Source organism: Actinoplanes sp. CA-142083, assembly GCF_050942195.1.
In the GTDB taxonomy this organism is placed as follows: domain Bacteria; phylum Actinomycetota; class Actinomycetes; order Mycobacteriales; family Micromonosporaceae; genus Actinoplanes.
The window spans coordinates 9,467,334-9,491,345 of record NZ_CP192076.1 but is presented as its reverse complement, the minus strand read 5'-3'; the positions used below and the strand labels follow the sequence as shown (position 1 = coordinate 9,491,345).

The 24,012-nt window shown below is 71.1% G+C and carries 20 protein-coding genes; 11 read left to right on the top strand and 9 right to left on the bottom strand.

Features of this window, described 5'->3' with window-relative positions:
• The first annotated feature begins 60 nt into the window (after positions 1-60).
• Positions 61-1,683, top strand: coding sequence for an acetolactate synthase (locus ACQPZX_RS43640; RefSeq protein WP_433369491.1), 1,623 nt, complete (start codon positions 61-63; stop codon positions 1,681-1,683).
• On the opposite strand, the gene ACQPZX_RS43635 is transcribed toward ACQPZX_RS43640, so the two are convergent.
• Genes ACQPZX_RS43635 through ACQPZX_RS43625 form a run of 3 tightly spaced genes read right to left on the bottom strand, consistent with a single transcriptional unit; the run spans position 1,680 to position 2,745 of the window.
• Entirely contained in the window at positions 1,680-2,024 is a 345-nt protein-coding gene (locus tag ACQPZX_RS43635; protein WP_433369489.1) for a PLDc N-terminal domain-containing protein, read from the bottom strand. The genes ACQPZX_RS43640 and ACQPZX_RS43635 overlap by 4 nt on opposite strands.
• A 38-nt stretch (positions 2,025-2,062) precedes the next feature.
• Positions 2,063-2,362, bottom strand: coding sequence for a DUF202 domain-containing protein (locus ACQPZX_RS43630; protein WP_433369485.1), 300 nt, complete (start codon positions 2,360-2,362; stop codon positions 2,063-2,065).
• Positions 2,359-2,745: a YidH family protein gene (locus ACQPZX_RS43625; protein WP_433369482.1), complete on the bottom strand. Its 387-nt coding sequence runs from the start codon at positions 2,743-2,745 to the stop codon at positions 2,359-2,361. Before ACQPZX_RS43625 ends, ACQPZX_RS43630 begins: the two co-directional genes overlap by 4 nt.
• Positions 2,746-3,097: 352 nt before the next feature.
• Here ACQPZX_RS43625 and ACQPZX_RS43620 point away from each other — a divergent pair, with 352 nt between their 5' ends.
• From ACQPZX_RS43620 to gatA, 9 genes are all read left to right on the top strand, one after another.
• On the top strand, positions 3,098-3,874 hold the full coding sequence (locus ACQPZX_RS43620; protein ID WP_433369479.1) for an electron transfer flavoprotein subunit beta/FixA family protein: 777 nt from the start codon (positions 3,098-3,100) through the stop codon (positions 3,872-3,874).
• 13 nt (positions 3,875-3,887) lie between these two features.
• Positions 3,888-4,832: an electron transfer flavoprotein subunit alpha/FixB family protein gene (locus ACQPZX_RS43615; RefSeq protein WP_433369476.1), complete on the top strand. Its 945-nt coding sequence runs from the start codon at positions 3,888-3,890 to the stop codon at positions 4,830-4,832.
• Positions 4,833-4,905: 73 nt separating this feature from the next.
• Entirely contained in the window at positions 4,906-6,081 is a 1,176-nt protein-coding gene (locus ACQPZX_RS43610) for a cysteine desulfurase family protein (RefSeq protein WP_433369473.1), read from the top strand.
• Positions 6,082-6,102: 21 nt separating this feature from the next.
• Positions 6,103-7,284 carry a tRNA 2-thiouridine(34) synthase MnmA gene (gene mnmA, locus ACQPZX_RS43605; protein ID WP_433369470.1) on the top strand — a complete coding sequence of 394 codons (1,182 nt, stop codon included), beginning with the start codon at positions 6,103-6,105 and terminating at the stop codon, positions 7,282-7,284.
• A complete protein-coding gene (locus ACQPZX_RS43600) occupies positions 7,277-8,275 on the top strand; it encodes a methionine synthase (protein ID WP_433369468.1) in 999 nt (332 codons plus the stop codon). The genes mnmA and ACQPZX_RS43600 overlap by 8 nt, the downstream gene beginning before the upstream one ends.
• Before the next feature lie 629 nt (positions 8,276-8,904).
• Positions 8,905-11,136, top strand: coding sequence for an NAD-dependent DNA ligase LigA (ligA, locus tag ACQPZX_RS43595; protein ID WP_433369465.1), 2,232 nt, complete (start codon positions 8,905-8,907; stop codon positions 11,134-11,136).
• Between the two features lie 192 nt (positions 11,137-11,328).
• Entirely contained in the window at positions 11,329-13,401 is a 2,073-nt protein-coding gene (locus tag ACQPZX_RS43590; protein ID WP_433369462.1) for a putative bifunctional diguanylate cyclase/phosphodiesterase, read from the top strand.
• A 263-nt stretch (positions 13,402-13,664) separates the two neighbouring features.
• The gene (gene gatC / locus ACQPZX_RS43585) at positions 13,665-13,961 is read left to right on the top strand and encodes an Asp-tRNA(Asn)/Glu-tRNA(Gln) amidotransferase subunit GatC (RefSeq protein ID WP_020518092.1); all 297 of its coding nucleotides are present in this window, start codon (positions 13,665-13,667) and stop codon (positions 13,959-13,961) included.
• A gap of 1 nt (position 13,962) precedes the next feature.
• Positions 13,963-15,426, top strand: coding sequence for an Asp-tRNA(Asn)/Glu-tRNA(Gln) amidotransferase subunit GatA (gatA, locus tag ACQPZX_RS43580; RefSeq protein ID WP_433369460.1), 1,464 nt, complete (start codon positions 13,963-13,965; stop codon positions 15,424-15,426).
• Between the two features lie 13 nt (positions 15,427-15,439).
• On the opposite strand, the gene ACQPZX_RS43575 is transcribed toward gatA, so the two are convergent.
• The gene (locus ACQPZX_RS43575) at positions 15,440-16,888 is read right to left on the bottom strand and encodes a M1 family metallopeptidase (protein WP_433369457.1); all 1,449 of its coding nucleotides are present in this window, start codon (positions 16,886-16,888) and stop codon (positions 15,440-15,442) included.
• A gap of 124 nt (positions 16,889-17,012) precedes the next feature.
• Here ACQPZX_RS43575 and gatB point away from each other — a divergent pair, with 124 nt between their 5' ends.
• Positions 17,013-18,506, top strand: a complete 1,494-nt coding sequence (gene gatB, locus ACQPZX_RS43570) for an Asp-tRNA(Asn)/Glu-tRNA(Gln) amidotransferase subunit GatB (protein WP_433369454.1) — start codon at positions 17,013-17,015, stop codon at positions 18,504-18,506.
• A gap of 106 nt (positions 18,507-18,612) precedes the next feature.
• On the opposite strand, the gene ACQPZX_RS43565 is transcribed toward gatB, so the two are convergent.
• From ACQPZX_RS43565 to ACQPZX_RS43545, 5 genes are all read right to left on the bottom strand, one after another.
• Complete coding sequence (locus ACQPZX_RS43565; protein WP_433369451.1) at positions 18,613-19,350, bottom strand: MerR family transcriptional regulator; 738 nt, start codon at positions 19,348-19,350, stop codon at positions 18,613-18,615.
• Positions 19,347-20,690, bottom strand: a complete 1,344-nt coding sequence (locus ACQPZX_RS43560; RefSeq protein ID WP_433369448.1) for a serine hydrolase domain-containing protein — start codon at positions 20,688-20,690, stop codon at positions 19,347-19,349. The genes ACQPZX_RS43565 and ACQPZX_RS43560 overlap by 4 nt, the downstream gene beginning before the upstream one ends.
• Before the next feature lie 34 nt (positions 20,691-20,724).
• The gene (locus tag ACQPZX_RS43555) at positions 20,725-22,308 is read right to left on the bottom strand and encodes a metallophosphoesterase family protein (protein WP_433369445.1); all 1,584 of its coding nucleotides are present in this window, start codon (positions 22,306-22,308) and stop codon (positions 20,725-20,727) included.
• A 6-nt stretch (positions 22,309-22,314) separates the two neighbouring features.
• Positions 22,315-23,475: a PQQ-dependent sugar dehydrogenase gene (locus ACQPZX_RS43550; protein WP_433385824.1), complete on the bottom strand. Its 1,161-nt coding sequence runs from the start codon at positions 23,473-23,475 to the stop codon at positions 22,315-22,317.
• A 66-nt stretch (positions 23,476-23,541) separates the two neighbouring features.
• Positions 23,542-23,916, bottom strand: a complete 375-nt coding sequence (locus tag ACQPZX_RS43545; protein WP_433369442.1) for a PH domain-containing protein — start codon at positions 23,914-23,916, stop codon at positions 23,542-23,544.
• Between the last annotated feature and the right edge of the window lie 96 nt (positions 23,917-24,012).

Below are 24,012 nucleotides of genomic sequence, written 5' to 3'. Positions count from 1 at the left end.
ACCTTTCTTGTACTGGCCGGTAACGTGCAGGCCGACGGCACGGCGACGGAGGCGGGCGGCATGGCAGAAGTGATCGAAGGGCACGGCGGAGACCTGGCTTTGGCCGCGCTGCGGTCGTTCGGGGTGCGTGAGATGTTCACGCTGTCCGGGGGCCACGTGTTCCCGCTCTACGACGCCGCCCACAAGGAAAACTTCCCGATCTTCGACGTACGCCACGAGCAGAGCGCCGTGTTCGCGGCCGAGGCCGTGGCCAAGCTCCAGCGTCGGCCCGGCCTCGCCGTCCTCACCGCCGGCCCCGGGGTGACGAACGGCATCTCCGGCTTGACCAGCGCGTTCTTCAACGCCTCGCCGGTGCTCGTGCTCGGCGGGCGGGCGCCGCAGTTCCGCTGGGGCTCGGGCAGCCTGCAGGAGTTCGACCACGTGCCGCTGGTCGCCCCGATCACGAAGTACGCCGGCACGGTCACCGACACCAACGCGATCGCCGGCGAGATCCGGGCGGCGCTCACCTCTGCCCTGACGCCGCACCGCGGGCCGGCCTTCCTCGACCTGCCGCTCGAGGTCGTCTTCTCCAGCGGCGAGGCTTCCGCTCCGGGGGAGCCGTCGGTGCCGGTGCTCGAGGCGGACCCCGACGAGGTCGCCCGGGCCGCCGCGCTGCTGGCGGGCGCGGCCCGGCCGGTGATCATCGCGGGGTCGGACGTGTGGGGCGGTTCTGCGGTTGACGCGCTGCGTGCGGTGGCCGAGGCGCTTCAGGTTCCGGTCTTCACCAACGGGATGGGGCGGGGGGCGTTGCCGCCTTCGCATCCGCTGGCCTTTGCCAAGGCTCGGCGGCCCGCTCTCAACGAGGCCGATGTGGTGTGCGTGATCGGGACGCCGCTCGACTTCCGCTTGGGGTTCGGGGATTTCGGCGAGGCTTCGGTGGTGCACATTGTGGACGCCCCTTCGCAGCGGGCTTCGCACGTGTCGGCGGCGGTTTCACCGGCCGGGGATTTGCAGCGTATTTTGACCGAAATTTCGGGATATCGTGGCTCGGTTGCCTCCCATGCTGAGTGGATCTCGGGGTTGCGGTCGGCAGAGGACGCCGGCAAGGCCCGCGACGCCGAGGCGATGGCCGCCGACACCGACCCGATCAAGCCGGCCCGCATCTACGGCGAGCTGCGCAAGGTCCTGGCCGCCGACGCGGTGACCATCGGCGACGGCGGCGACTTCGTCTCGTACGCCGGTCGCTATCTGGAGCCCAGTCAGCCCGGCACCTGGCTCGACCCCGGCCCGTACGGCTGCCTCGGCACCGGCATGGGCTACGCCATGGGGGCCCGGGTCACCTATCCCGACCGGCAGATCTGTGTGCTGCTCGGCGACGGGGCGGCCGGCTTCTCGCTGATGGACGTGGAGTCGCTGGTCCGGCAGAAGCTGCCGGTCGTCATGGTGGTCGGCAACAACGGCATCTGGGGCCTCGAGAAGCACCCGATGAACGCCATGTACGGCTACGACGTGGCCGCCGACCTGCAGCCCGGCCTGCGCTACGACGACGTGGTGCGCGCGCTCGGCGGCGCCGGCGAAACTGTCGAGAAGGCGTCGGAGATCGGCCCGGCCCTGGCACGCGCCTTCGACTCGGGCGTCCCGTACCTGGTCAACGTGCTGACCGACCCGGCCGACGCCTACCCCCGGAGCTCGAACCTGGCTTAGCTCTCCTCTTCCCGCTTCTTGAACTCCTTTTCCCACTGGGCGAGCGTCTCGCGGTCCTTGCGGGACTGCTCGGTGTCCATCGAGCGCAGGAAGTCGGGATCGTCGTCCGGTGAGGAGGGGCGCGCCTTGGTCCGGCGGATCGGCGAGCCCTCCCTCGGCGCGGCCAGGGGCCGGCCCCACAGGAAGTAGGCCAGGGGCCCGAGCAGCGGGATCAGAAGGATCACCAGAACCCAGACGAAACGGGGCGCGTTGCGGACCCGCTCGGCCGACAACACGCTGATCAAAGCCAGCACGAAGAGGACCAGCTGCACGGCAGCCAGAAAGATGAACAACCGGACCATAGGGCAATGATGACTCGGTCCGGCCGTCCCGGCGACGATCAGAGCATGACAACCAGCCCGCCGAGGGTCGCAAGAGCGAATGTGAGCACCGCGTAGGCGGGAATCGCGCGGCGGGCGGGCTCGGGCGGGAGGTGGCGTAGGCCCCGGGAGCGGCGGTAGGCGAGGGCGATCAGGGCGACCCAGCCGGCCATGGCGGCCGAGGCGGCCAGCCAGGCGAGGACGCCGGCGTCGGGGTGGAAGGCGGGTCGTGCGGCGAGCAGGGCGACGGCGGTGGCTGACAATCCCGTACGCCGCCAGGCGAGCCTCGTCCGCTCGGCGGACGCCCCGGGGTCGCTCATCGGATGGCTTTTACGATCACGGCGATGGCCAGTAGTAGGGCGCCGGCCGCGACCGCCAGCGCCAGGATCGCCGGGAACTTCGAGCCCGGCAGCTCCTGGCCCAGCCGCATGGCCCGCTCGGTGCGCGCCCAGTGGTCGACCGCGCGCAGCGCCACGACGCCGCCGAGCAGGATCAGCGCGATCGCGATGACCTCGCGCAGGTGCGCGACCCCCAGCGGCGGCAGGAACTGCGCGCAGGCCAGGCCGCCGGCCACCAGCGCGAGGCCGGTGCGGATCCAGGCGAGAAAGGTGCGCTCGTTGGCGAGCGAGAAGCGATAGTCGGGCGTACGGCCGACGGTCGGCTGCTTCTCGGGGTCGAACCACTGCCGCAGCGCACCGAACACCGGTTGATTATCGACCTGATGGGTCAAGAAGGCGTGCCCAGATCATGCGGACTTCGTCACTGACGCACGCCTCCCGAAGGTGACCGCATGTGCACCACGGCGAGTCCCGATCCCGGCGGCGATGGGACTCCGGCGCGGGCGCGGACATTCGTGGTGGAGTATGGGTGACGGGCAGCTTGAGCCCGTCGAGCAGCGTGGTTGATTGGCCGGACATATGCGACACCTCCTCAGCCCATCATGGTGAGGTGTGTCACTCTGGGTGGCTGTCCCGCCTAAGCTACTGACGGGTAACCTTCGGGGTGGCGGTCCGACCGCAACGGTGCGTTCACAACAGGAGGGTCGAAGTAGCGCGATGAACATCGTCGTTTTGGTGAAGCAGGTGCCCGACTCCGGTGCGTCGCGTTCGCTCGGCGCCGACTTTTCGGTGGACCGCGCGTCGGCGAGCAATGTGATCAATGAGATGGATGAGTACGCCATCGAGGAGGCCTTGAAGATCAAGGAGGCTCATGGTGGTGAGGTGACGGTGCTGACGATGGGCCCGGCGTCGGCGACCGAGTCGATCCGTAAGGCGCTGTCGATGGGTCCGGACAAGGCGGTCCATGTGCAGGATGACGCGTTGCACGGCTCGTGCGCTGTTGCTACTTCGAAGGTGTTGGCCGAGGCGCTGAAGACGCTGAACGCGGATCTGATTCTGGCGGGTTCGGAGTCCACGGATGGCCGGGTGCAGGTGATGCCGCACATGCTGGCCGAGCGGCTCGGGATCGCGGCTTTGACCGGTGCTCGCAAGCTGACGGTGGATGGTTCGCAGTTGACCGTGGAGCGGCAGACTGATGAGGGGTATGAGGTGGTTACCGCGGCCACGCCGGCGGTGGTGAGTGTGTGGGACACGATCAACGAGCCGCGGTATCCGTCGTTCAAGGGGATCATGGCGGCGAAGAAGAAGCCGGTGCAGACCCTCTCGCTGGCCGATCTGGGCGTGGCCGCCGACGAGGTGGGTGCGGCGGGCGCGACCAGCGAGGTGCTCTCGTTCACGCCGCGTCCTTCACGGTCCGCCGGCACGAAGATCACTGATGAGGGCGACGGCGGCACGCAGCTGGTCGCTTACTTGGCCACCGAGAAGTTCGTCTGAGGGGGAGGCTGTCATGGCAGAAGTTCTGGTTGTGGTGGAGGCCTCCGCGTCGGCTGGGGTCAAGAAGGTCACGCTCGAGATGCTGACGATCGCCCGCACCCTGGGGACGGTTTCGGCGGTGGCGTTCGGTGAGGTCGATACCGCGAAGCTCGGCGAGTACGGCGCTGAGAAGGTCTACGTGGCCGCTGGTGACGATATCGACGGCTATCTGGTGGCGCCGAAGGCGAGCGTGGTGGCCGAGCTGGTCAAGCGGGTGCAGCCGGCGGCGGTGCTGCTGGCCTCGACGCAGGAGGGTAAGGAGATCGCCGGTCGGCTGGCGGTGAAGCTGGACAACGGCCTGCTCACCGACGCCGTCGCGGTCGACGCCGACGGCACCGCGACCCAGGGCATCTTCGCCGGTTCGGCCACGGTGAAGGCGAAGGTCACCAAGGGTCTGCCGATCATCACGATTCGCCCCAACTCGATCACGCCCGAGGCCGCTTCCGGGTCGGCTGCGGTGGAGCAGCTCACGGTGGCGGTCTCCGACGCCGACAAGCTGACCAAGGTTGTCGAGCGGGTGGCCGAGAAGAAGGGCTCGCGCCCGGAGCTGACCGAGGCCTCGATCGTGGTCTCCGGCGGCCGCGGGGTGGGCAACGCCGACAACTTCAAGCTGGTCGAGGAGCTCGCCGACCTACTCGGCGGCGCGGTCGGTGCATCTCGCGCGGCGGTCGACTCCGGGTTCTACCCGCACCAGTTCCAGGTCGGTCAGACCGGCAAGACCGTCTCCCCGCAGCTCTATGTCGCGCTCGGCATCTCCGGCGCGATCCAGCACCGCGCGGGCATGCAAACGAGCAAGACGATCGTGGCGGTGAACAAGGACCCCGAGGCCCCGATCTTCGAGCTCGCCGACTACGGCGTGGTGGGCGACCTGTTCAAGGTCGTACCCCAGGCCGCCGACGAGATCCGCAAGCGCAAGTAACCGAACCTCGCCGGCTCGGGTGGTCTCCTCGCCAGGAGACCACCCGAGCGCATAGGCATAAGCTTGTCGACTGATGGCCTACCTGGATCACGCGGCAACCACGCCGATGCTTGCGGAAGCGCTGGATGCCTACATCTCCGCCGCCCGCGATGTCGGCAACCCCTCCTCGCTCCATGCCGCCGGCCGCTGCGCTCGCCGCATCGTCGAGGAGTCCCGCGAGCGCATCGCCGCCGCTCTGAACGCCCGCCCGTCGGAAGTCGTCTTCACGAGCGGCGGCACCGAAAGCGACAACCTCGCCACGAAGGGCATCTTCTGGGCGCGGCGCTCGCTGTCGCTGAACCGCACCCGGGTGATCGCCTCCGCGGTCGAGCACCACGCCGTCCTGGACGCGGTCGACTGGCTGGCCACCCACGAGGGCGCGACGGTCGACCTGCTGCCGGTGGATTCGCGCGGCCGGGTCGACCCGGCGAGTCTCCATGACCTCCTCGATCGCTACCGCGACGAGATCGCCGTGGTGAGCGTCCAGTGGGCCAACAACGAGGTCGGCACCATCCAGCCGGTCCAGGAGCTGGCCCGGCTGTCCGCCGCGGCGGGCATCCCGTTCCACACCGACGCGGTCCAGGCCGTCGGCGCCATCCCCGTCGACTTCGCCGCCAGCGGCGCCGCCGCGATGACCGTCGCCGGTCACAAGGTCGGCGGCCCGGTCGGCGTGGGCGCGCTTCTCCTCGGCCGCGACGTACCCTGCATGCCGCTGCTGCACGGCGGCGGCCAGGAGCGCGACGTCCGCTCGGGCACCCTCGACACCCCCGGCGTGGCGGCCTTCGCGGTCGCCGTCGAGATGTCGGTCAAGGCCCAGCAGGACCACGCGACCCGCGTCGGCGCCCTCCGCGACGACCTGATCGCCCGGGTCCTCGAGATCGTCCCCGACGCCGTGTACAACGGCGCCACCGACGAGCGGCTCCCCGGCAACGCGCACTTCAGCTTCCCCGGCTGCGAGGGCGACGCCCTCCTGCTGCTCCTCGACGCCCAGGGGATCGCCTGCTCCACCGGCTCGGCCTGCTCGGCCGGCGTGGCCCAGCCCAGCCACGTTCTGCTGGCCATGGGCGCCGACGACGACCGGGCCCGCTCGTCGCTGCGCTTCACGCTCGGCCACACCAGCACAGCCGAAGACGTCGACGCCCTGCTGGCCGCACTGCCCGCCGCGGTCGAAAGGGCCCGCCGGGCAACGGCCTGGAAGACGCCCCGTTAGGCGCCGGATAGGCTTGCCGGCATGCGAGTTCTAGCGGCCATGTCAGGCGGGGTCGATTCCGCCGTTGCCGCCGCGCGCGCCCACGACGCCGGCCACGACGTCACCGGGGTGCATCTGGCGCTGGCGCGCAACCCCCAGACGTACCGGACGGGTGCCCGAGGCTGCTGCACGCTGGAAGACTCCCGCGACGCCCGGCGCGCCGCCGACGTGATCGGCATCCCCTTCTACGTGTGGGACATGGCCGACCAGTTCCACGAGAGCGTCGTCGACGACTTCGTCGCGGAGTACGCGGCCGGCCGCACGCCCAACCCCTGCCTGCGCTGCAACGAGAAGATCAAGTTCGCGGCCGTGCTCGACCGGGCGGTCGCCCTCGGCTTCGACGCGGTCGTCACCGGCCATCACGCCCGCCTCGGCGACGACGGCCAGTTGCGCCGCAGCGTCGACGACGGCAAGGACCAGTCCTATGTGCTGGCCGTGCTGACCCGCGCCCAGCTCGACCGGGCCGTCTTCCCGCTGGGCGACTCGACCAAGGCGCAGGTGCGGGCCGAGGCCGCCGAGCGCGGCCTGGCCGTCGCCGACAAGCCCGACTCGCACGACATCTGCTTCATCGCCGACGGCGACACCAAGGGCTTCCTCGAGCGCAGCCTGGGCTCGGCGCCGGGCGACATCGTCGATTCGCGTACGGGCGAGGCGATCGGCACCCACAACGGGGCGTACGCGTACACGATCGGCCAGCGCAAGGGCCTCGACCTGCGCGTGCCGGCCCCCGACGGCCGCCCGCGCTACGTCCTGTCCATCACCCCCAAGACCAACACGGTCACCGTCGGCCCGCGCGAGGCCCTGTCGGTCGACGTGGTCACCGCCCGCAAGGTGATCTGGCACGGCACCCCCACGCCGGTCGAGTGCGACGTGCAGCTGCGCGCCCACGGCGAGGTAGTGCCAGCCGAGGTCACGGTCGAGGGCGACACCTTGACCGCCCGCCTGCGCGAGCCCGCCCGGGGAGTGGCAGCCGGCCAGGCAATCGTGGCATACCAGCGCTCCGAGGCCGGCGACATCGTCCTCGGCTCCGCGACCATCACCGCCGGCGTGTCCTCGGCGTCCACGACGGCGGCGCCCAGCTCTGCGGGGGCCGCCGGCGAGTCTGGCGGGCCGGCTGACGGTTCCGCGTTGCCCGAGCCGGTGGGTGGGGTGGCGCGTGCCTGAGTTTCCCTGGCCGGCCGGCGCGGCCACCGGGATCGGTTCGCTGCCCGGCACCGAGGTGGCCGAGGCGCAGCGCATCGTCTTCGGCGAGCTGCCCGACCTGCCGCATCTGCCGGAGCTGCCCGCCCGCGGCCCCGGCGCCGACATCATCGGCCGCAGCGCCGGTTTTCTGGTCGAGCTGCCCGTGCAGCTCTACGCCGGTCGCTGGCAGATGGCCCCGCGCCCCGGCAAAGACCTGCGCCGCACCGCCGACCTGCTGGAGCGCGACCTCGACCAGATGACCGAGCAGGGCGACGGGTTCGCCGGCACGTTCAAGGTGCAGGCGGCCGGCCCGTGGACCCTGGCCGCCTCGCTCGACCTGCAGATCGGCGGCCGGGTGCTGCGCGATCCCGGCGCCGTGCGCGACCTCACCGACTCGCTGGCCGAGGGCCTGCGCCGGCACGTCGACGACGTGCGCAAGCGGCTGCCGCGGGCCACCATCCTGCTCCAGCTCGACGAGCCGTCGCTGCCCGCCGTGCTGGCCGGCGAGGTGCCCACCGAGAGCGGCCTGAGCGCCCACCGCGCCGTCGACGCGCCCGACGCCGCTACCGCGCTGCGCACGATCGTCGAGGTCGTCGGGGTGCCCGTGGTCGCGCATTGCTGTGCACCGGCCGTGCCCCTGCAGGTTTTCCGCGACTCGCAGGCCGCGGCCGTCGCTCTCGACCTCTCGCTGCTGAAAGATCTCGACCCCGTGGGCGAGGCCATCGAGGCCGGCATCGGCCTCTTCGCCGGCGCCGCCCCCACCCGCGCACCCGCCGGCGGCCAGGCCCTCACCGGCAAGCAGGTGGCCGAGCGCGTGACCAAGCTGTGGACGAGATTGGGCTTCCCCGCCGCACGCCTCCCCGAGCAGGTAGTCGTGACGCCCGCTTGCGGCCTGGCCGGCGCGACCGAGCCCTACGCCCGAGCCGTGCTCGCCGCCTGCCGCGAAGCCGGCCAACGCCTCGCCGAGGCCTGACCCCCGCCGACGCCGGGACGCCGCCTGCCGCGTGGCCCACGCCAGGGCGCCGCCTGCCGCGTGGCCCACGCTGGGACGCCGCCCGCCGCGTGGCCCAAGCCGGGACGCATCCGGCCCACGGCCGCAGCGGCTCGCCCTGGTGCTCACGGCTAGGGCTCGCCCGTCACGCCTGGCCGCAACCCGCCGACGCTCGGCTGCGGCTCACGCCCGCCCACGCCCCGCTGCGGCTCACGGCCACCCACGCGCGGGCGCGGCCTTACCCGGCCGTGGCGTGATGGCCGGCCCACGCGGCTGCGGCTTCGAGGGTGCGGCGGCTTTCCGGCCGCCTCGGCGTGCCGTCTTGCGGCGCGGAGCGGGTGGTGCGGGACGGCGAGCGGTGTCCGTGCCTGGTCGGTGTTTGGCGGCCGCGTAGCGGGCGCTCTCGTGGCAGCACCGCCCGGCGGCTGAGCGAGGGACGGTGAGTGGCTACGGCCCGAGTCTCCCGCGGCGGGTTCGGGCGTTGTGCGGTTGTGGGAGTCGCTGCCGCGTACCCGTCAAATTTTGATTTTGAGGGCCGGTGAGCGCGACGAAAATGTCAGGGGTCCGGACTAGCGTGCCTCTTAGCTCAAGCGAGACGGAAGGCGGATGCGATGCGTGACGGGGAGATCGCCGAGGAGATCGCCGAGGGCCGGCCGACCGCCGCGCAGGAGGCGGCCGCCGGCAAGGATCCGACGTCCGAGGTGAGCGCGCGGCATGCGGAGCTGAGCGACGAGATCCGTGGCCATCAGTATCGGTATTACGTGCTCGACTCGCCGACGATCGCCGACGCCGACTTCGATCGGCTGTTGCGTGAGCTCGAGGCGATCGAGGAGGAGTTTCCGGCGCTCCGCACGCCCGACTCGCCCACGCAAAATGTGGGGGGCACGTTCTCCACCACCTTCACGCCGGTGGAGCACGCCGAGCGCATGCTCTCGCTCGACAACGTCTTCGACGAGGACGAGCTGGCCGGCTGGGCCGAGCGCACGATCCGCGACGCGGGCGGGCCGACCCAGTTCATTTGCGAGCTCAAGGTGGACGGGCTCGCCATCAACCTCACGTATGAGAAGGGCCGCCTGGTCCGGGGCGCCACCCGCGGCGACGGCCGCACCGGCGAGGACGTGACGTCCAACGTGCGGACGATCCGTGAGATCCCCGAGCGGCTGGCCGGCGACAATCCGCCCGACCTGCTCGAGGTGCGTGGCGAGATCTACTTCCCGGTCTCGGCCTTCGCCGACCTCAACGCGTCGCTGGTCGAGCAGGGCAAGGCGCCGTTCGCCAATCCGCGTAACGCCGCGGCCGGCAGCCTCCGGCAGAAGGATCCGCGCATCACCGCCTCGCGCGGCCTGCGCATGGTGGTGCACGGCATCGGCGCCCGGGTCGGCTTCACGCCGACGTCGCAGTCCCACGCGTACGAGGCTTTGCAGGCGTGGGGCCTGCCCACGAGCGAGCGGTGGAAACTCGTGGACGACCTGGCCGGCGTCCGGGAGTACATCGCGTATTACGGCGAGCACCGGCACGACGTCGAGCACGAGATCGACGGGGTCGTGGTCAAGGTCGACTCGGTGTCGATCCAGGGGCGGCTCGGCTCGACCAGCCGGGCGCCGCGCTGGGCGATCGCGTTCAAGTATCCGCCCGAGGAGGTCACCACCAAGCTGCTCGACATCGCGGTGAATGTGGGTCGCACCGGCCGCGTGACGCCGTACGCGATTCTCGAGCCGGTCAAGGTGGCGGGCTCCACGGTCGCGCAGGCGACGCTGCACAACGCGCGCGAGGTCGAGCGCAAGGGCGTGCTCATCGGCGACACCATCGTGCTGCGCAAGGCCGGCGACGTGATCCCCGAGGTGCTCGGCCCCGTCGTCGACCTGCGGCCGGAGGACGCGCGGGCGTTCGTGATGCCGACCGAGTGCCCGGCCTGCGGCACCAAGCTGGCGCCGGCCAAGGAGAGCGACATCGACATCCGCTGTCCCAACACGCGTTCCTGCCCCGCGCAGTTGCGCGAGCGGGTGTTCCACCTGGCCGGGCGGGGCGCGTTCGACATCGAGGTGCTGGGCTACAAGGCGGGTCAGGCCCTGCTCGACTCGGGTGTGATCAGCGACGAAGGCGAGCTGTTCGCGCTCACCGCCGACCAGCTGCGGGAGTCGCCGTTCTTCGTCAACCAGGACGGCAGCCTCGGGAGCAACGCGGTGCGCCTGCTCGACAACCTTGAGAAGGCCAAGGAGCAGCCGCTGTGGCGGGTGCTGGTGGCGCTCTCGATCCGGCACGTGGGCCCGACCGCCGCGCAGGCGCTGGCCCGGGAGTTCGGCTCGATGGAGGCGATCGAAGAGGTGGTGGCCACGCCGCCGCCGCTCCCCGAGCCGGTCGAGGAGGAGGGCGAGGGCGCGGCCAAGCGCAAACCCAAGGCCGAGCCCGACCCGCTGTCGTCGGTGGAGGGCGTCGGGCCGACGATCGCCGAGAGCCTGCGCGAGTGGTTCACGGTCGACTGGCACCGCGAGATCGTGCGCAAGTGGCGCGAGGCCGGCGTGCGCATGGCCGACGAGCGGGTCGATGAGGGACCGCGTCCGCTGGAGGGCATGACGTTGGTGGTCACCGGCACCCTTTCCACCCATTCGCGCGATCAGGCCACCGAGGCGGTCACGTCGCGGGGCGGCAAGGTCAGCGGCTCGGTTTCGAAGAAGACGTCCTTCGTGGTGGTCGGCGACAATCCGGGCAGCAAATACGACAAGGCGTTGTCGCTCAAGGTGCCGGTTCTGGATGAGGCGGGCTTCGCCGTTCTGCTCGCCGATGGCCCCGATGCGGCACGTGCCGTTGCCGAGATGGCGCCGGAGGCCCCGGCCGAGAGCTGAGGAACGCGAGGAAAGCCACGCTCGATTCACGTGGCGTGGCCGCCTCGCCGTCACCCTAAAGAAGTAATTTGTGGATAACGAGCGTTTGGGGGCTTATGCCGATTTGATAACGCCGAAGCTGTTTCGCGGCCAACGGACAATGCGGATCTATGGTGAAAACCATTGGTAGATCCCCGCCGTTGTGGAGGTCGCATGGATGCCGCACGCCCTCGCAAACGCGTGGTGAATACGCACGCGACCAGCGACGGCGCGGCCTCGAGCCACGCGGGCATTCAGTGGCGGCGGGCCCTGGTGGTCACCGCGGGGGTCGCTCTTCTGGCCGACGGGCTGTTGTGGGCGCTGGGATGGCGGACGTTCGCGGTGCTGCCTGGGGCCTACTGGCTGATGGCGGTCCTCGCCGTCGTGGTGGACGCGCGGCCCTACGTGCTTGCCGATCGGCGGGCCAGCTCGGTGATCCTGCCGTCGATCTGCTTCACCTTCGCGATCGCGCTGGCGTGGGGAGTGGTGCCGGCGCTGGCGGTGCAGGTGGCCGCGGTGGCGGTCGCCGGGGTGCGGATGCGGCAGGCGGTGCGGCGCACGTTCCACCTTGCCGTGCAGCACGCGGTGGCGATCGGCGCGGCGGCGGCAGTGGCGGCGGTCGTCTCGTTGCGGATCGGGCCGCAGCCCGACTGGGATGACGCGGCGCTGACCGTGGCGGCGGCCGCGGCCTGGATTCTTGCCCGCTACGGGCTGGCCGCGGGCGTCGCCCGGGTGGGCTCGCCCCGGCGGCGCCGGCCACGAGGGCGGCGGCGCGGGGTGGAGGTGCTGGCCACGGCGGCGCTGCTGCTTCTCGGGCCGGTCGTGCTGGCCACCGCGCAGGTGGGGCTGGCGTTCGTGCCGCTGGTGCTGCTCGCCCTGCACGCGGTGCACCGGATGGTGCGGTCGGCGGGGGAGTCCGAGCGGGCGGAGCGGGTCGACGCGCTGACCGGGCTGCCCAACCGGCGGGCGCTGCAGGCGTCGGTGGCCGACAAGACAGGGCGGCAGCGGGCGTTGCTGCTTCTGGACCTCGACCGATTCCGTACGGTGAACGACGCTCTCGGGCATCGGGTGGGGGACCGGCTGCTCGTGGAGGTGGCACGGCGGCTCGCGGATGTGGTTCCGGCCCACGACCTCGTGGTGCGGCTGGGCGGCGACGAGTTCGCGGTGCTCGCCAACCGGGTCGAGGGTGCGCCCGAGGCCCGGCGGATCGCGTACCACCTGGCCGAGGCGCTGAACCGGCCGTTCGCGCTGGACGGGCTGCCGGTGGACGTCAGCGCGTCGATCGGGATCGCGTTGCAGGGCGACTCGGCCGACGACTGCGCGACCCTGCTGCGCGAGGCCGAGGCCGCGATGTACGACGCGAAGCAGCGCGGCGACCAGGTCGCGGTCTACGGCCCGGATGCGGCCCACCACTCGCCGGACCGGCTGACGCTGCTGGCGGACCTGCGGCGGGCGCTGCGGGAAGACGCGCCCGACGACGGGATCGTGCTGTTCTACCAACCGCAGATCGCCATCGCGACCGGCGAGGTGGTGGGAGTCGAGGCGCTGCTGCGGTGGCAGCACCCGGAACGAGGGCTGGTCGGGCCCGAGGAGCTGATCCGGGTGGCCGAGCCGACGCCGGTGATGCGGCTGCTCACCCAGCGGGTGCTGCACGACGTGGTGGCGCAGGTGGCGGCCTGGCGGGACGCGGGACGGCCGCTGCGGGCGGCGGTCAACGTGAGCGCCCGCGACCTGCACGCGGGAGGCATCGCCGATCGGGTCGAAGAGCTACTTGACGAGTACGGCGTGCCGGCCGACCTGATTCAGCTGGAGATCACCGAGAGCGCGCTGATGGCCGATCCGCACCGGGTGCTCAACACGATCACCCGGCTCGACCGGATGGGCGTGGCGATCTCGCTCGACGACTTCGGCACCGGTTACTCGTCGCTGCAGCACCTGCGCCGGCTGCCGCTGGCCGAGGTGAAGATCGACCGCTCGTTCGTGCTGGGCATGGCCGCCGACCGGGGCGACGCCGCGATCGTCCGTTCGGTGATCGACCTGGCCGAGGCGCTGGGCCTGCGCGCGGTGGCCGAGGGCGTCGAGGACGAGCGCACATGGCGCCTGCTCGCCGCGGCCGGCTGCCACGCGGCCCAGGGCTGGTTCCACGCCCGGCCGATGCCCGCGGAGGAGCTGGCCACGTGGCTGTCCCGCTACCGCCCGCTGCGGCCGGGCCCCACGCCGCTCGCCACCACGAGGCAATCGATATAGTTGGATATACGGGGCTTGGCATTATTCCCCACCTGCGGAAACGGCTGCCTCGGGCCGGTCCCGCCTGCGGTTGGAGACACCCGCGGGGGGCCTTGAGCGCAACCACTTACGCAGGTCGCCCGGGTGGGTCGAGTGCGTTGGGCGCGTCAGCGCCCTGCTCGGCCCGCCCGGGTCCCGCCGCGAGGGCGTGTCCCGCCGGGAAAGCCGTCGGGGGGTCGAAATAGACTCGTCCCGTCAGCGTCGGATTCGAGAAAGTAGGGGCTATGGCCATCTCCCGCGAAGAGGTCGCGCATCTGGCGCGCCTGTCGCGGCTCGCCGTGACCGAACAGGAACTGGATCAGTTCGCGGGGCAGCTCGACGTGATCCTCCAGTCGGTCGCGCGGGTCGGCGAGGTGGCCGCGGACGACATTCCGCCCACTTCGCACTCCGTGCCGCTGACGAATGTCTACCGCGACGACGTCCCGCAGCCGTGCCTCACGCAGGAGGAGGCGCTCTCCGGCGCCCCCGACGCGTTCGAGGGCCGGTTCCGGGTGCCGCGGATCCTGGACGAGGAGGCCTGAGATGACCGACCTGATCAAGATGTCGGCGGCCGAGCTCGCCAGCAAGATCAAGAGCAAGGAGGTCTCGGCCGTCGAGGTGGCGCAGGCGCATCTCGACCGGATCGAGGCCGTCGATGCTCGCGTCCACGCCTTCCTGCACGTCGACCGGGCCGGGGCCCTGGCGGCGGCGGAGCGCGTCGACAAGGGCGAGGTCACCGGCCCGCTCGCGGGCGTGCCGGTCGCGGTCAAGGACGTGATCGCCACCAAGGGCGTGCCCACCACCGCGGCGTCGAAGATCCTCGAGGGCTGGCGCCCGCCCTACAACGCGACGATCGTGGAGCGGCTGCAGGCGGCCGGCACGGTCATGCTCGGCAAGACCAACATGGACGAGTTCGCGATGGGCTCCTCCACGGAGTACAGCGCTTACGGCCCCACCAACAACCCGTGGGACCTCGGGCGCATCCCCGGCGGCTCGGGTGGCGGGTCGGCGGCGGCGATCGCGGCCTACGAGGCGCCGCTGGCCATCGGTACCGACACGGGCGGCTCGATCCGGCAGCCCGGCGCGGTGACCGGGACCGTGGGCGCCAAGCCGACCTACGGCGGCACCTCCCGCTACGGCCTGATCGCGTTCTCGTCTTCCCTGGACACTCCGGGCCCGTGCGCGCGAAACGTGGAAGACGCGGCGCTGCTGCACGCGGTGATCGCCGGCCACGACGTGCGTGACTCCACCTCGATCCCGCAGCCGGTGCCCGACGTGGTCGGCGCGGCCCGGCTGGGCGCGAGCGGCGACCTGAGCGGCGTCAAGCTCGGCCTGGTCAAGGAGTTCGCCGGCGACGGCTCCGAGCCGGGTGTGTCAGCGGCCTTCCGGGAGTCGCTGGAGGCGCTGGTCAAGCTGGGCGCCGAGGTGGTCGAGGTGTCCTGCCCGCACTTCCAGTACGCGTTGCCCGCCTACTACCTGATCGCGCCGAGCGAGTGCTCCTCCAACCTGGCCCGCTTCGACGGCGTCCGCTACGGCCTGCGGGTCGGCGACGACGGCAACCGGTCGCTGGAGGAGGTCATGTCGCTGACCCGCGACGCCGGCTTCGGCCCCGAGGTCAAACGGCGGATCATCCTGGGGACGTACGCGTTGTCCAGCGGCTACTACGACGCCTACTACGGCCAGGCGCAAAAGGTCCGCACGCTGATCACGCGCGACTTCGAGAAGGCGTTCGAGCAGGTCGACGTGCTGGTCTCGCCGACCACGCCGTTCGTGGCCTTCCCGTTCGGGTCGCGCACGTCGGATCCGTACCAGATGTATCTGGCCGACCTGTTCACCATCCCGACGAACCTGTACGGCGGACCGGCCATCTCGGTGCCGTGCGGGCTCTCCGAGGGGCTGCCGGTCGGCTTCCAGATCATGGCGCCGACCATGGCCGACGACCGGATGTACCGGGTGGCGGCGGCGCTCGAGTCCGCGGTGGGGACCCTGACGCCGCCGGCACTCTGAGACACAGCGGGAATCAGCGGGGCGTCGTCTTCGAGTCGAGCCACGAGTTGATCAGCTTGGTGAAGTCCTTGCCGGTCTGCTTGTTGACGAACGCGATGAACGACGCCCTGTCCTGCTGACTGCCCTTCTGCGTCTGCACCCAGGCCTTGGCCAGCGCGAAGAACTTCGCGTCGCCCAGCGCGTCGTTGAGCTCCTTGAGCATCGCCGCCGGGCAGATGTAGACGTTGTCCTCGGCGAAGTTGGCCGGGTTGGGGTGCCCGGGCGGCCCGATCTTCTTGCGGTCGAGGGCGTCGTACTTGCGCAGGTAGTCCTCGAGCTCCTTGTCGCTGAACTTGTAGAGCTCCTGCTCCCAGAGGAACTGCGCGTACATCGCCCAGCCCTCGTTGAGCCACAAGTCGTTCCAGTTCGACGTGGTCACGGCGTCGCCGAACCACTGGTGCGCGTACTCGTGGAGCAGGTCCTCCTCGAAGGCCGCGGCGTCGAACTTCTTGACCTCGCGGCCCATGGTGATCATCTGCTGGGTCTCCATGCCCGAGGGCGAGTCGACCAGCACGATGCCGCCGCTGGCGAACGGGTACGGCCCGAAGCGCTTCTCCAGGAACGTCAGGAACGTCGGCGACTTCTTGAGCGAGGGCAGCATCCGGTCGTCGGCGCCGGCGCGATACCAGTACGTCAGCGGGATGCCACGCGGGCCCTTGCCGGTGGCCTTCTTGTACTTGCCGACCGCCAGCGTCTGCAGGTAGGTCGCCATCGGCTGGTCGCTCTTGTAGGTGAACGTGGTGCCCTCGATCCCGGCCGGCGTGCCCGCCGCGATCGCCGAGTAACCCGGCGGCACGGTCACCGCGATGTCGTAGAGCGCCTTGTCCGAGGGCTGGTCGTTGGCCGGATACCAGGTGTACGCCCCGAACGGCTCCTGCATCGTGTAGAGGCCGCCCTCCTTGGTGACGGTCAGGCCGAGCGGCTCGGCGTCGCCGCGGTGCGACGGCATCGGGGTGGTGGCGGGCGTGCCGTGGTACGCGACGGCCAGCGTGACCGGCTTGTCCTTGGTGACCGCGACCGGCACCGTCAGCCGCTCGGCGGCCACCTTGGCGCCGTCCACCGCCTGGTCGTCGACGGTCACCTTGTCCAGCTTGTACGGCTTGAAGTCGAGCTCGATGGAGGCGGCGTCGGCGGCCGGGCGGATCTGCAGGGTGGCCAGGCCGGTGAGCGTCTTGCTCGGGGGCGCCCAGTTCAGGTCGAGGCCGTAGTGCAGGACGTCGAGGCTCGCGTTGCCGTGCTTGGGGTAGACCGGATCGGCGACCGGGACGGATTTGCCCCTTTCCCAGGCCGAATAGTCTCTTTCTTCCACGGCGGGCGCGGCCGACGCGCCGGCAGCGGGCTTCTCGGCCGCCGGCTTGTCGTCGCAGCCGGCGATCAGGACGGTCGCGGCCAGGGCCACGGCCAGGAGCGGGGAGCGGTGCATGGCCGGGACGCTACCGAATTGATCACTCCCGGTGGGGGCACCGCGAGGTCGGCGAAAATTCTGTCGGCGGGGGCCACTAGGCTGGAGGCCGAAAGTCACCGGATCCAGTCTGGGAGCTCACCGCATGACCACCATCGCCCTGCCGACGTACGAGGACGCCGTCGCCCGCTACGAGCCGGTCATCGGCCTCGAGACGCACGTCGAGCTGGGCACGCAGACCAAGATGTTCTGCGGCTGCCGCACCGAGTTCGGCGCGGAGCCCAACACCCAGGTCTGCCCGGTCTGCCTGGGCCTGCCCGGCGCCCTCCCGGTGGCCAACCGGGCCGGCATCGAGGCGACGATCCGCATCGGCCTCGCGCTGAATTGCGACATCGCCACCTGGTGCCGCATGGCCCGGAAGAACTACTTCTACCCCGACATGCCCAAAAACTTCCAGACCTCGCAGTACGACGAGCCTTTGTGCGTCGACGGCTTCGTCGACGTCGAGGTGGACGGCAAGGCGTACCGGATCGGCATCGAGCGGGTGCACCTCGAGGAGGACACCGGCAAGACGCTGCACGTGGGCGGCGCCACCGGGCGCATCCACGGCGCGACCGAGTCCCTGGTCGACTACAACCGGGCCGGCATCCCGCTGGTCGAGATCGTGACCAAGCCGGTGCCGGGCCTCGGCGAGCTCGCCCCCGAGGTGGCGCGGGCCTACGTGACCGAGCTGCGCGACATCATCCGGTCGCTCGGCGTCTCCGACGTGCGCATGGAGCAGGGCTCGTTGCGCTGCGACGTCAACACCTCTCTCAACAAGCCCGGCGCCGAGTGGGGCACCCGCACCGAGACGAAGAACGTGAACTCGTTGCGTTCGGTCGAGCGGGCCGTCCGCTCCGAGATCATCCGGCAGGCCGGGGTGCTCGACGACGGCGGCCGCATCATCCAGGAGACCCGCCACTTCCACGAGGACCGCGGCGACACCAGCTCCGGCCGGTCCAAGGAGGAGGCGACCGACTACCGGTACTTCCCCGAGCCCGACCTGGTGCCGATCGCGCCCGACCCGGCGTGGGTGGCTTCGCTGAAGGCGGCGCTGCCCGAGAAGCCGAGCGTGAAGCGGGCACGGCTGCGCGAGGAGTGGGGCATCAGCGCGCTCGACATGCAGTCGGTGGCCAACGCGGGCGCGGTCGAGCTGATCGAGGAGACGATCGCGGCCGGCGCGTCGCCCGCCGGCGCCCGCAAGTGGTGGATGGGCGAGCTGGCCCGCCGCGCCAACGAGGCGGGCATCGAGCTGTCGGCGGTGGGCGCGACCCCCGCGCAGGTCGCCGCCCTGCAAAAGCTGGTGGACGAGGGCAAGCTCAACGACAAGCTCGCCCGCACCGTGCTCGAGGGCGTCGTGGCCGGCGAGGGCGACCCGGCGGCGGTCATGGCCGCGCGTGGCCTCGAGGTGGTCAACGACGAGGGCGCGCTGACGGCGGCGGTCGACGAGGCGATCGCGGCCAACCCCGACATCGCGGCGAAGATCCGCGACGGCAAGGTGGCGGCGGCGGGCGCGCTGGTGGGCGCGGTCATGAAGACCACGCGCGGCCAGGCGGACGCCAAGACGGTGCGCGAGCTGATCCTGGCCCGCCTGTCCTGAGCCGCGCCGGGCGTGGCTGACGCGCGGCCGGGTTGACCGCGCGGCCGGGTTGACCGCGCGGCCGGGTTGACCGCGCGGCACCCGGCGGGGCCGACGAGCGCGCGGATCAGGCTTGGGTCAGCTCGGCCAAGCGGGTCCAGGCGGGGGAGAAGGCGCTGACCGACGCCGCCGCCAGGCGGGTGATGGTGGCGTCCGGTGGCGGTGCGGCGACGGCCTCGGGGCCGCGAGCGGCGAACCACTCGCGGGTGCGGGCGGCCAGGTCGTGCAGGCGCGGGTCGTCGGGCTGCCAGTCGAAGGCGGCGTCGTAGTCCCGGTAGAGGGACTGGAACGCGGGGTCGTCGATCGCGGCCAGCTTGTCGGCGGCCCACTCCGCGGCCCGGTCCGGCGAGACCGCCTGGAGCAGGATCCAGATCTCCCGCTCCAGGCCGACGGTGCGGTCGCTGATGCCCAGCTCGCGCAGCCGCGCGAGGTAGTCGGCCACCTCCGGCGACACGAACAGGCGGTCGCCGGCCCGGAGCTGGGCGATCCGTCGCCGGGTGCGGCGGATCTCCTCGGCCCGCCGGCGCAGGGCGTCGTCGATCTCGGTGATCGCCGCCGCGAACTCGTCGTCGCCCGCCGCCAGCAGCTCCCGGATGCGGGCGAGTGGCACCCCGGCGTCGGCCAGCGTCTTCACCTTGACCAGCTGGATCGCGTGGCCGGCGTCGTAGCGGCGATACCCCGACTCGTCCCGCGGCGGCTCCGGCAGCAGGCCACGGTCGTGGTAGACCCGGACCGCCTTGATCGTCACGCCGGCGTAGGCGGCGAGCTGACCGATCGTGATCAGCCGGCGGGGCGAGTCGCTCATGGCGTCCATCGTGTCATCCGGCCACCGGCGCAGCGGTGCGTCGGGTGGCCGTCCTCGCCGCCCAGGTAGGAGATGAGGTACTCCCGGGCATGCCCGTCGAGGGTCATGCCGGCCGGGGCGAAGAGGTTCTCGCCGACCGGGATGTAGCGCATCGGTGGCGCGCTGATCGGCCCGCCCGCGAACCGGGTGAAGATCTGCTCCTGCGAGGGGTCGGCCGGCTCGTACGTCACCTGCTCCTCCAGCCCGTCGTCCACCACTCGGACGTCGACCCGGAGCTGATTCGAGCGGTACGTGCCGGCGTACCTGTCGAGGTCGGTCTCTTTGAAAACAAGAGGCGGGAATGAAACCGGGACGTGCGAGCGGATCAAGGACAGCAGCAGCTCGTCGTGCAGGGCTAGGGACTGCGGCGCGTTGCCGAAAGCCGCGAAGACCATGTCGAGCGCGGGGACGACCGCCAGCACGGCCACCCCGCCGGGCGACGCGCCCGACATCGACAGCACCGTCGTCTCGCCGAACGGGACCAGCAGCAGCCCCAGGCCGACGGGCGGCACGTTCGCCACGCCCATGTCGTGCGAGACCGTGTGCATCAACTCGATCAGCTCTTTCGGCAGCACCCCGCCCTCGGCCGACGGCAGATGCAGCCGGCCCAGCGTGATCAGGTCGCGGACGGTGCCGATCGGCGTTCCCCCGGCCGGTCCCCACGAGTCGGGCAGCATGAACATCTCGGTGGGCCGCGGGCCGTCGGCCGACGGGAAGTGGCCGATGGCGGTGCTCCGCAGCATGGCCTCCTTCGCCGAAACCGATGAGTCCGTCATTCCCGCCGGGCCGTACAGATCCCGTTGGAGAAGGTCGGGAAAGGAAAGCCCGGTCACCACTTCGAGCAGCCGGCCCGCGACGATCATGCCGCCGTTGGAGTAGCTGATGTACTCGCCGGGCTCGAAGAGGGTGTCGGAGCCCAGCCCGTCCAGGTAGAACTCGAGCGCGTCCGGTCCGTCGGCGGCCGGGAAATACAGGTCGGCGTCGATCCCATTGGTGTGCGAGAGCAGATGCCGGACCAGAATCTTCGAGCCGGCGCGGAATTCAGGGAGATATCGGACGACCGGCGCGTCCAGCGAGATCGTGCCGAGCGAGACCTGCCGCAGCACCAGCATCGCCGTCATGACCTTGGTGATGGATCCGTAGAGGAAGCCGGTGTCGGGCCGCATCGGCGCGCCGGAGGCCACGTTCGCCGTCCCGTGCGCCACGATGTCGAGCTCGCCGCCGCGGTACACGCCGGCCACGTAGCCGGGAACCATGTTCGCGTCGCAGAAGGTCGTGATCCGTTCGGTCAAATCAGTCATGACGCCATCGTCAAACCCTGCCCCTGGGGCAAGGTCAAGACGTGCTGGGCGTGGGAGTGGGCGGGGACTCCTGCCCGATCACGTTTCGCTGCATCTCCACGTTGGACTGGCCGGTGCCGCCGAGCTGGATGTCGTCGAACGCCTTGAGCTGGTGATTCTCGTCGAAGTACAGCACCGACAGGCTCAGCGGCGTCGGCTCCTCCTTTTCCAGCCCGCGCAGCCCGGCGCCGCCGGTGGACCCCTCGACCATGAGCCGCGTCTGGGTGGGGGCGCCGGTGGACGACGGCGACGTCGTCGGCTCGGCGGAGGCGGCGGAGGGCGCGGGCGTCGGCGCCGCCATCAGGCTGACCTCGCGGTGGTGCAGGTGACCCGCGAGCACGAGCGGCACCACCCCGGACAGCGGCGGCGCCATCGCCGGGTCGTGCACCATGGCGATGTCGACCGGCTTGCCGCTCTGCTGGATGGTCTGGGTGAGCCGCTCGCCGGACTGCAGCAGCGGGCTGGTGGCCGGGTCGTCGGCGTTGGCCGCCGCCGGGGTCTCGCTCTTGTCGGGCGTGAACTCGGGGTCGCCGATGCCGGCGATGGTGAGCCCGTCCACCGTCGTGATGCTGTTGTCGAGCACCACCGCGTTGCGCTGGCGGGCCACCGCGGCCTGGATCGCGCCGGAGTCGTGGTTGCCGCGCACGTAGATGTACGGCACGCCGATCGACGGGATCGAGCTGGCGTACCCGGTCTCGGCGCTCGAACCCCAGTCGACCATGTCGCCGGTGTCGACCACCGCGTCGATGTCGAAGGTCTGCACCACGGTGCGGATCAGCCCCCACGACGACGGGTTCAGGTGCAGGTCGGAGACGTGCAGGATGCGCGTGGTGTTGCCCTCCGGCTCGTACACCGGCAGCGTCGAGACCGTCGTGTAGAGGCGGCTCACGTTGCTGACGATCTGCTGGAGCTGGTCGGCGTACCGGCCGTAGTTGTCGGCGATGCGGCGGGCGTCGCCGACCACGGCGGGGGCGTTGACCAGCAGGCCCTCGTACCGCGGCTCGGCGATCGAGTCGGGGCGCAGGGTGAAGGCGGCCAGGCCCAGGCTGCCCAGCGTCACCACCAGCGCGGTCACGCCGGCCGCGGCGACCCGCCGGACGTTCCGGAAGATCAGCGCCGCGAGGATCATGGCGGAGAGCACGGCGATGCCCAGCGCGCGCACGCCCAGCCGGATCACGCCCATGCGGACGTCGTCGACCGCGTTCTCACCGGCGTTGCTGATCGCCGACGGGTCGTCGATCAGGGCCTCGGTGCGGTTCTGGTCGAGCGACGCCAGGTTGACCTTGAGATGGATCGGGCCGTCGTGGCTGTCCAGGTGCAGCGAGCCGAGCGGCGGGATGTCGACCTCGGTGCCGCCCTGGATCGACGGGCTGATCGACATCTCGGCCCGGAACGGGCCCACGTTGATGTTCGCGTGGGCGAACAGCATCGTGCCGATCACGACGCCGCCGATGCTGATCAGCGCGACCGCGGCACCGATGCGGGCCCGGCGGGCCCAGGGGCGGCGGAAGAAACTCGCGGCCGCCGCCGCATAGCGGCGGGCGGTGGACAGATGGCGGATCCAGGTGGGAGCGGTCATAAGTGATCAGGTGATTCCCGCACCGCCGCCGGAGAAAACGAGCCGGATGATCCGGTCGTCGTCGGGCGCCGGGTCGCCGGCGTCCTCCTGGTTCGACGTGCTCACCCACAGCGAGCCGTCGGGCGCCGCCACCAGGCCGCGCAACCGGCCGTACTCCCCGGTCAGCAGCGCCTGCGGGGTGCCCAGCACGGTGCCGTTGTCGGTGATGTCGAGCAGCCAGACCCGCTTGCCGAGCAGGCAGGCGGTGGCCACGGTCTGCTCGACGACGCCGACGCCCGAGCAGTACGAGTCGGCGATCGGCCAGATGTAGATCGGGCTCGCCAGCGTGGCGTCGCCGCTCGCGCCGTCGGCCTTGGCCCAGCCGTAGTTCTTCCCCTTGACGATCACGTTGAGCTCACCGCTCTTGGGCTGGCCGCTCTCCGTCGCGTACATCCTCTTGGTCTTGTCCCAGGCCAGGCCCTGCACGTTGCGGTGGCCCAGCGACCAGACCAGCGAGTCCTTGGTGGGATTGCCGGGGGCGGGCTTGCCCGCCGTGGTCATCCGCAGGATCTTGCCGCCCAGGCTCTTGGGGTTCTGCGCCTGCGTGCCGTTGGTCGCGTCGCCGGTGCCGGCGTAGAGGTAGCCGTCCGGGCCGAAGGCCAGCGCCCCGCCGTTGTCGTCGGGCGAGCGCGGGATGCCGGTCAGGATCGGCTGCACCTTTCCCTTCAGCACCAGCTTGCCGATCCGGTTGTCCTTGGCCGTGGAGTAGTAGACGAAGATCGTCTTGTCCGCCGAATATTTCGGGGAGACGGCGATGCCGAGCAGGCCGCCGTCGCCGGACGCTTGCACCTCGGGGAGCCGCTGCACCTCGGTGACGGTCAGCCCGTTCGCATCCGACTGCGGGCCGACCTGCAGGATGCGGGCGGTGTCGCGCTCCGTGACCAGGGCGGAGCCGTCGGGCAGGAAGGCCATGCCCCACGGGATCTCCAGGCCCTTGGCGAGGACGGTGACCGCCACCTCGGAATCGCCCTCGGGCGCGCCGCTCGCGGACGCCTCACCCGACGGTTTCGGCAGGTTGGGCGGGGTGCCCTGCTGATCGGCGTCGGGCGGGCCGAAGCTGCAGGCCGCGGCCAGCGCCAGCACGGCGCCGAGCGACGCGGCCGCTAGTGCACGGCGGCGGAAACGCACGGTCAACGCGACCTCCTCGACTCGACGCAACCAGGGTAGCGGCGCTGCCTGTAAAGGCCCTGGCGATCAGTCGGGGTGGCTGATCTCTTGCTGGCCGGCCGCCAGCACCCGCTGGAGGTTGCCCTGGGTGACGCCGGTCAGACGAATCACGTTGCCGTTGTCGAGCAGGGCCGAGATGTGGCCGCGCTCGTCGGGCGCGAGCTCGGTGATCCGGGCCCAGGGGACCCGGGTGCTGCCGGCCAGCGCCCGGACCCGCAGCTCGTCGGCGTAGACGTCGGTGCCGGCCCGCCACGCCCACACGAAGATCGCGGCCGGGATGAGCAGGACGGGCGCCAGCCCCCAGGAGGCCCCGGCGAGCGGGACCGTGCCGACGAACGCGATGACGGCGGCGACCATGAGCGCGCCGGTCTTGCGGACGCGAAGGAGGGGCTTTCGACTCACCCGCCCATTGTCCCACCTCGCGTTTTCAGAAAGGGACGCGGCAAGGGTTGTCCACAGGCGACGGCCCGGCCGTAACCTGTCGGAGGGACAATCGTT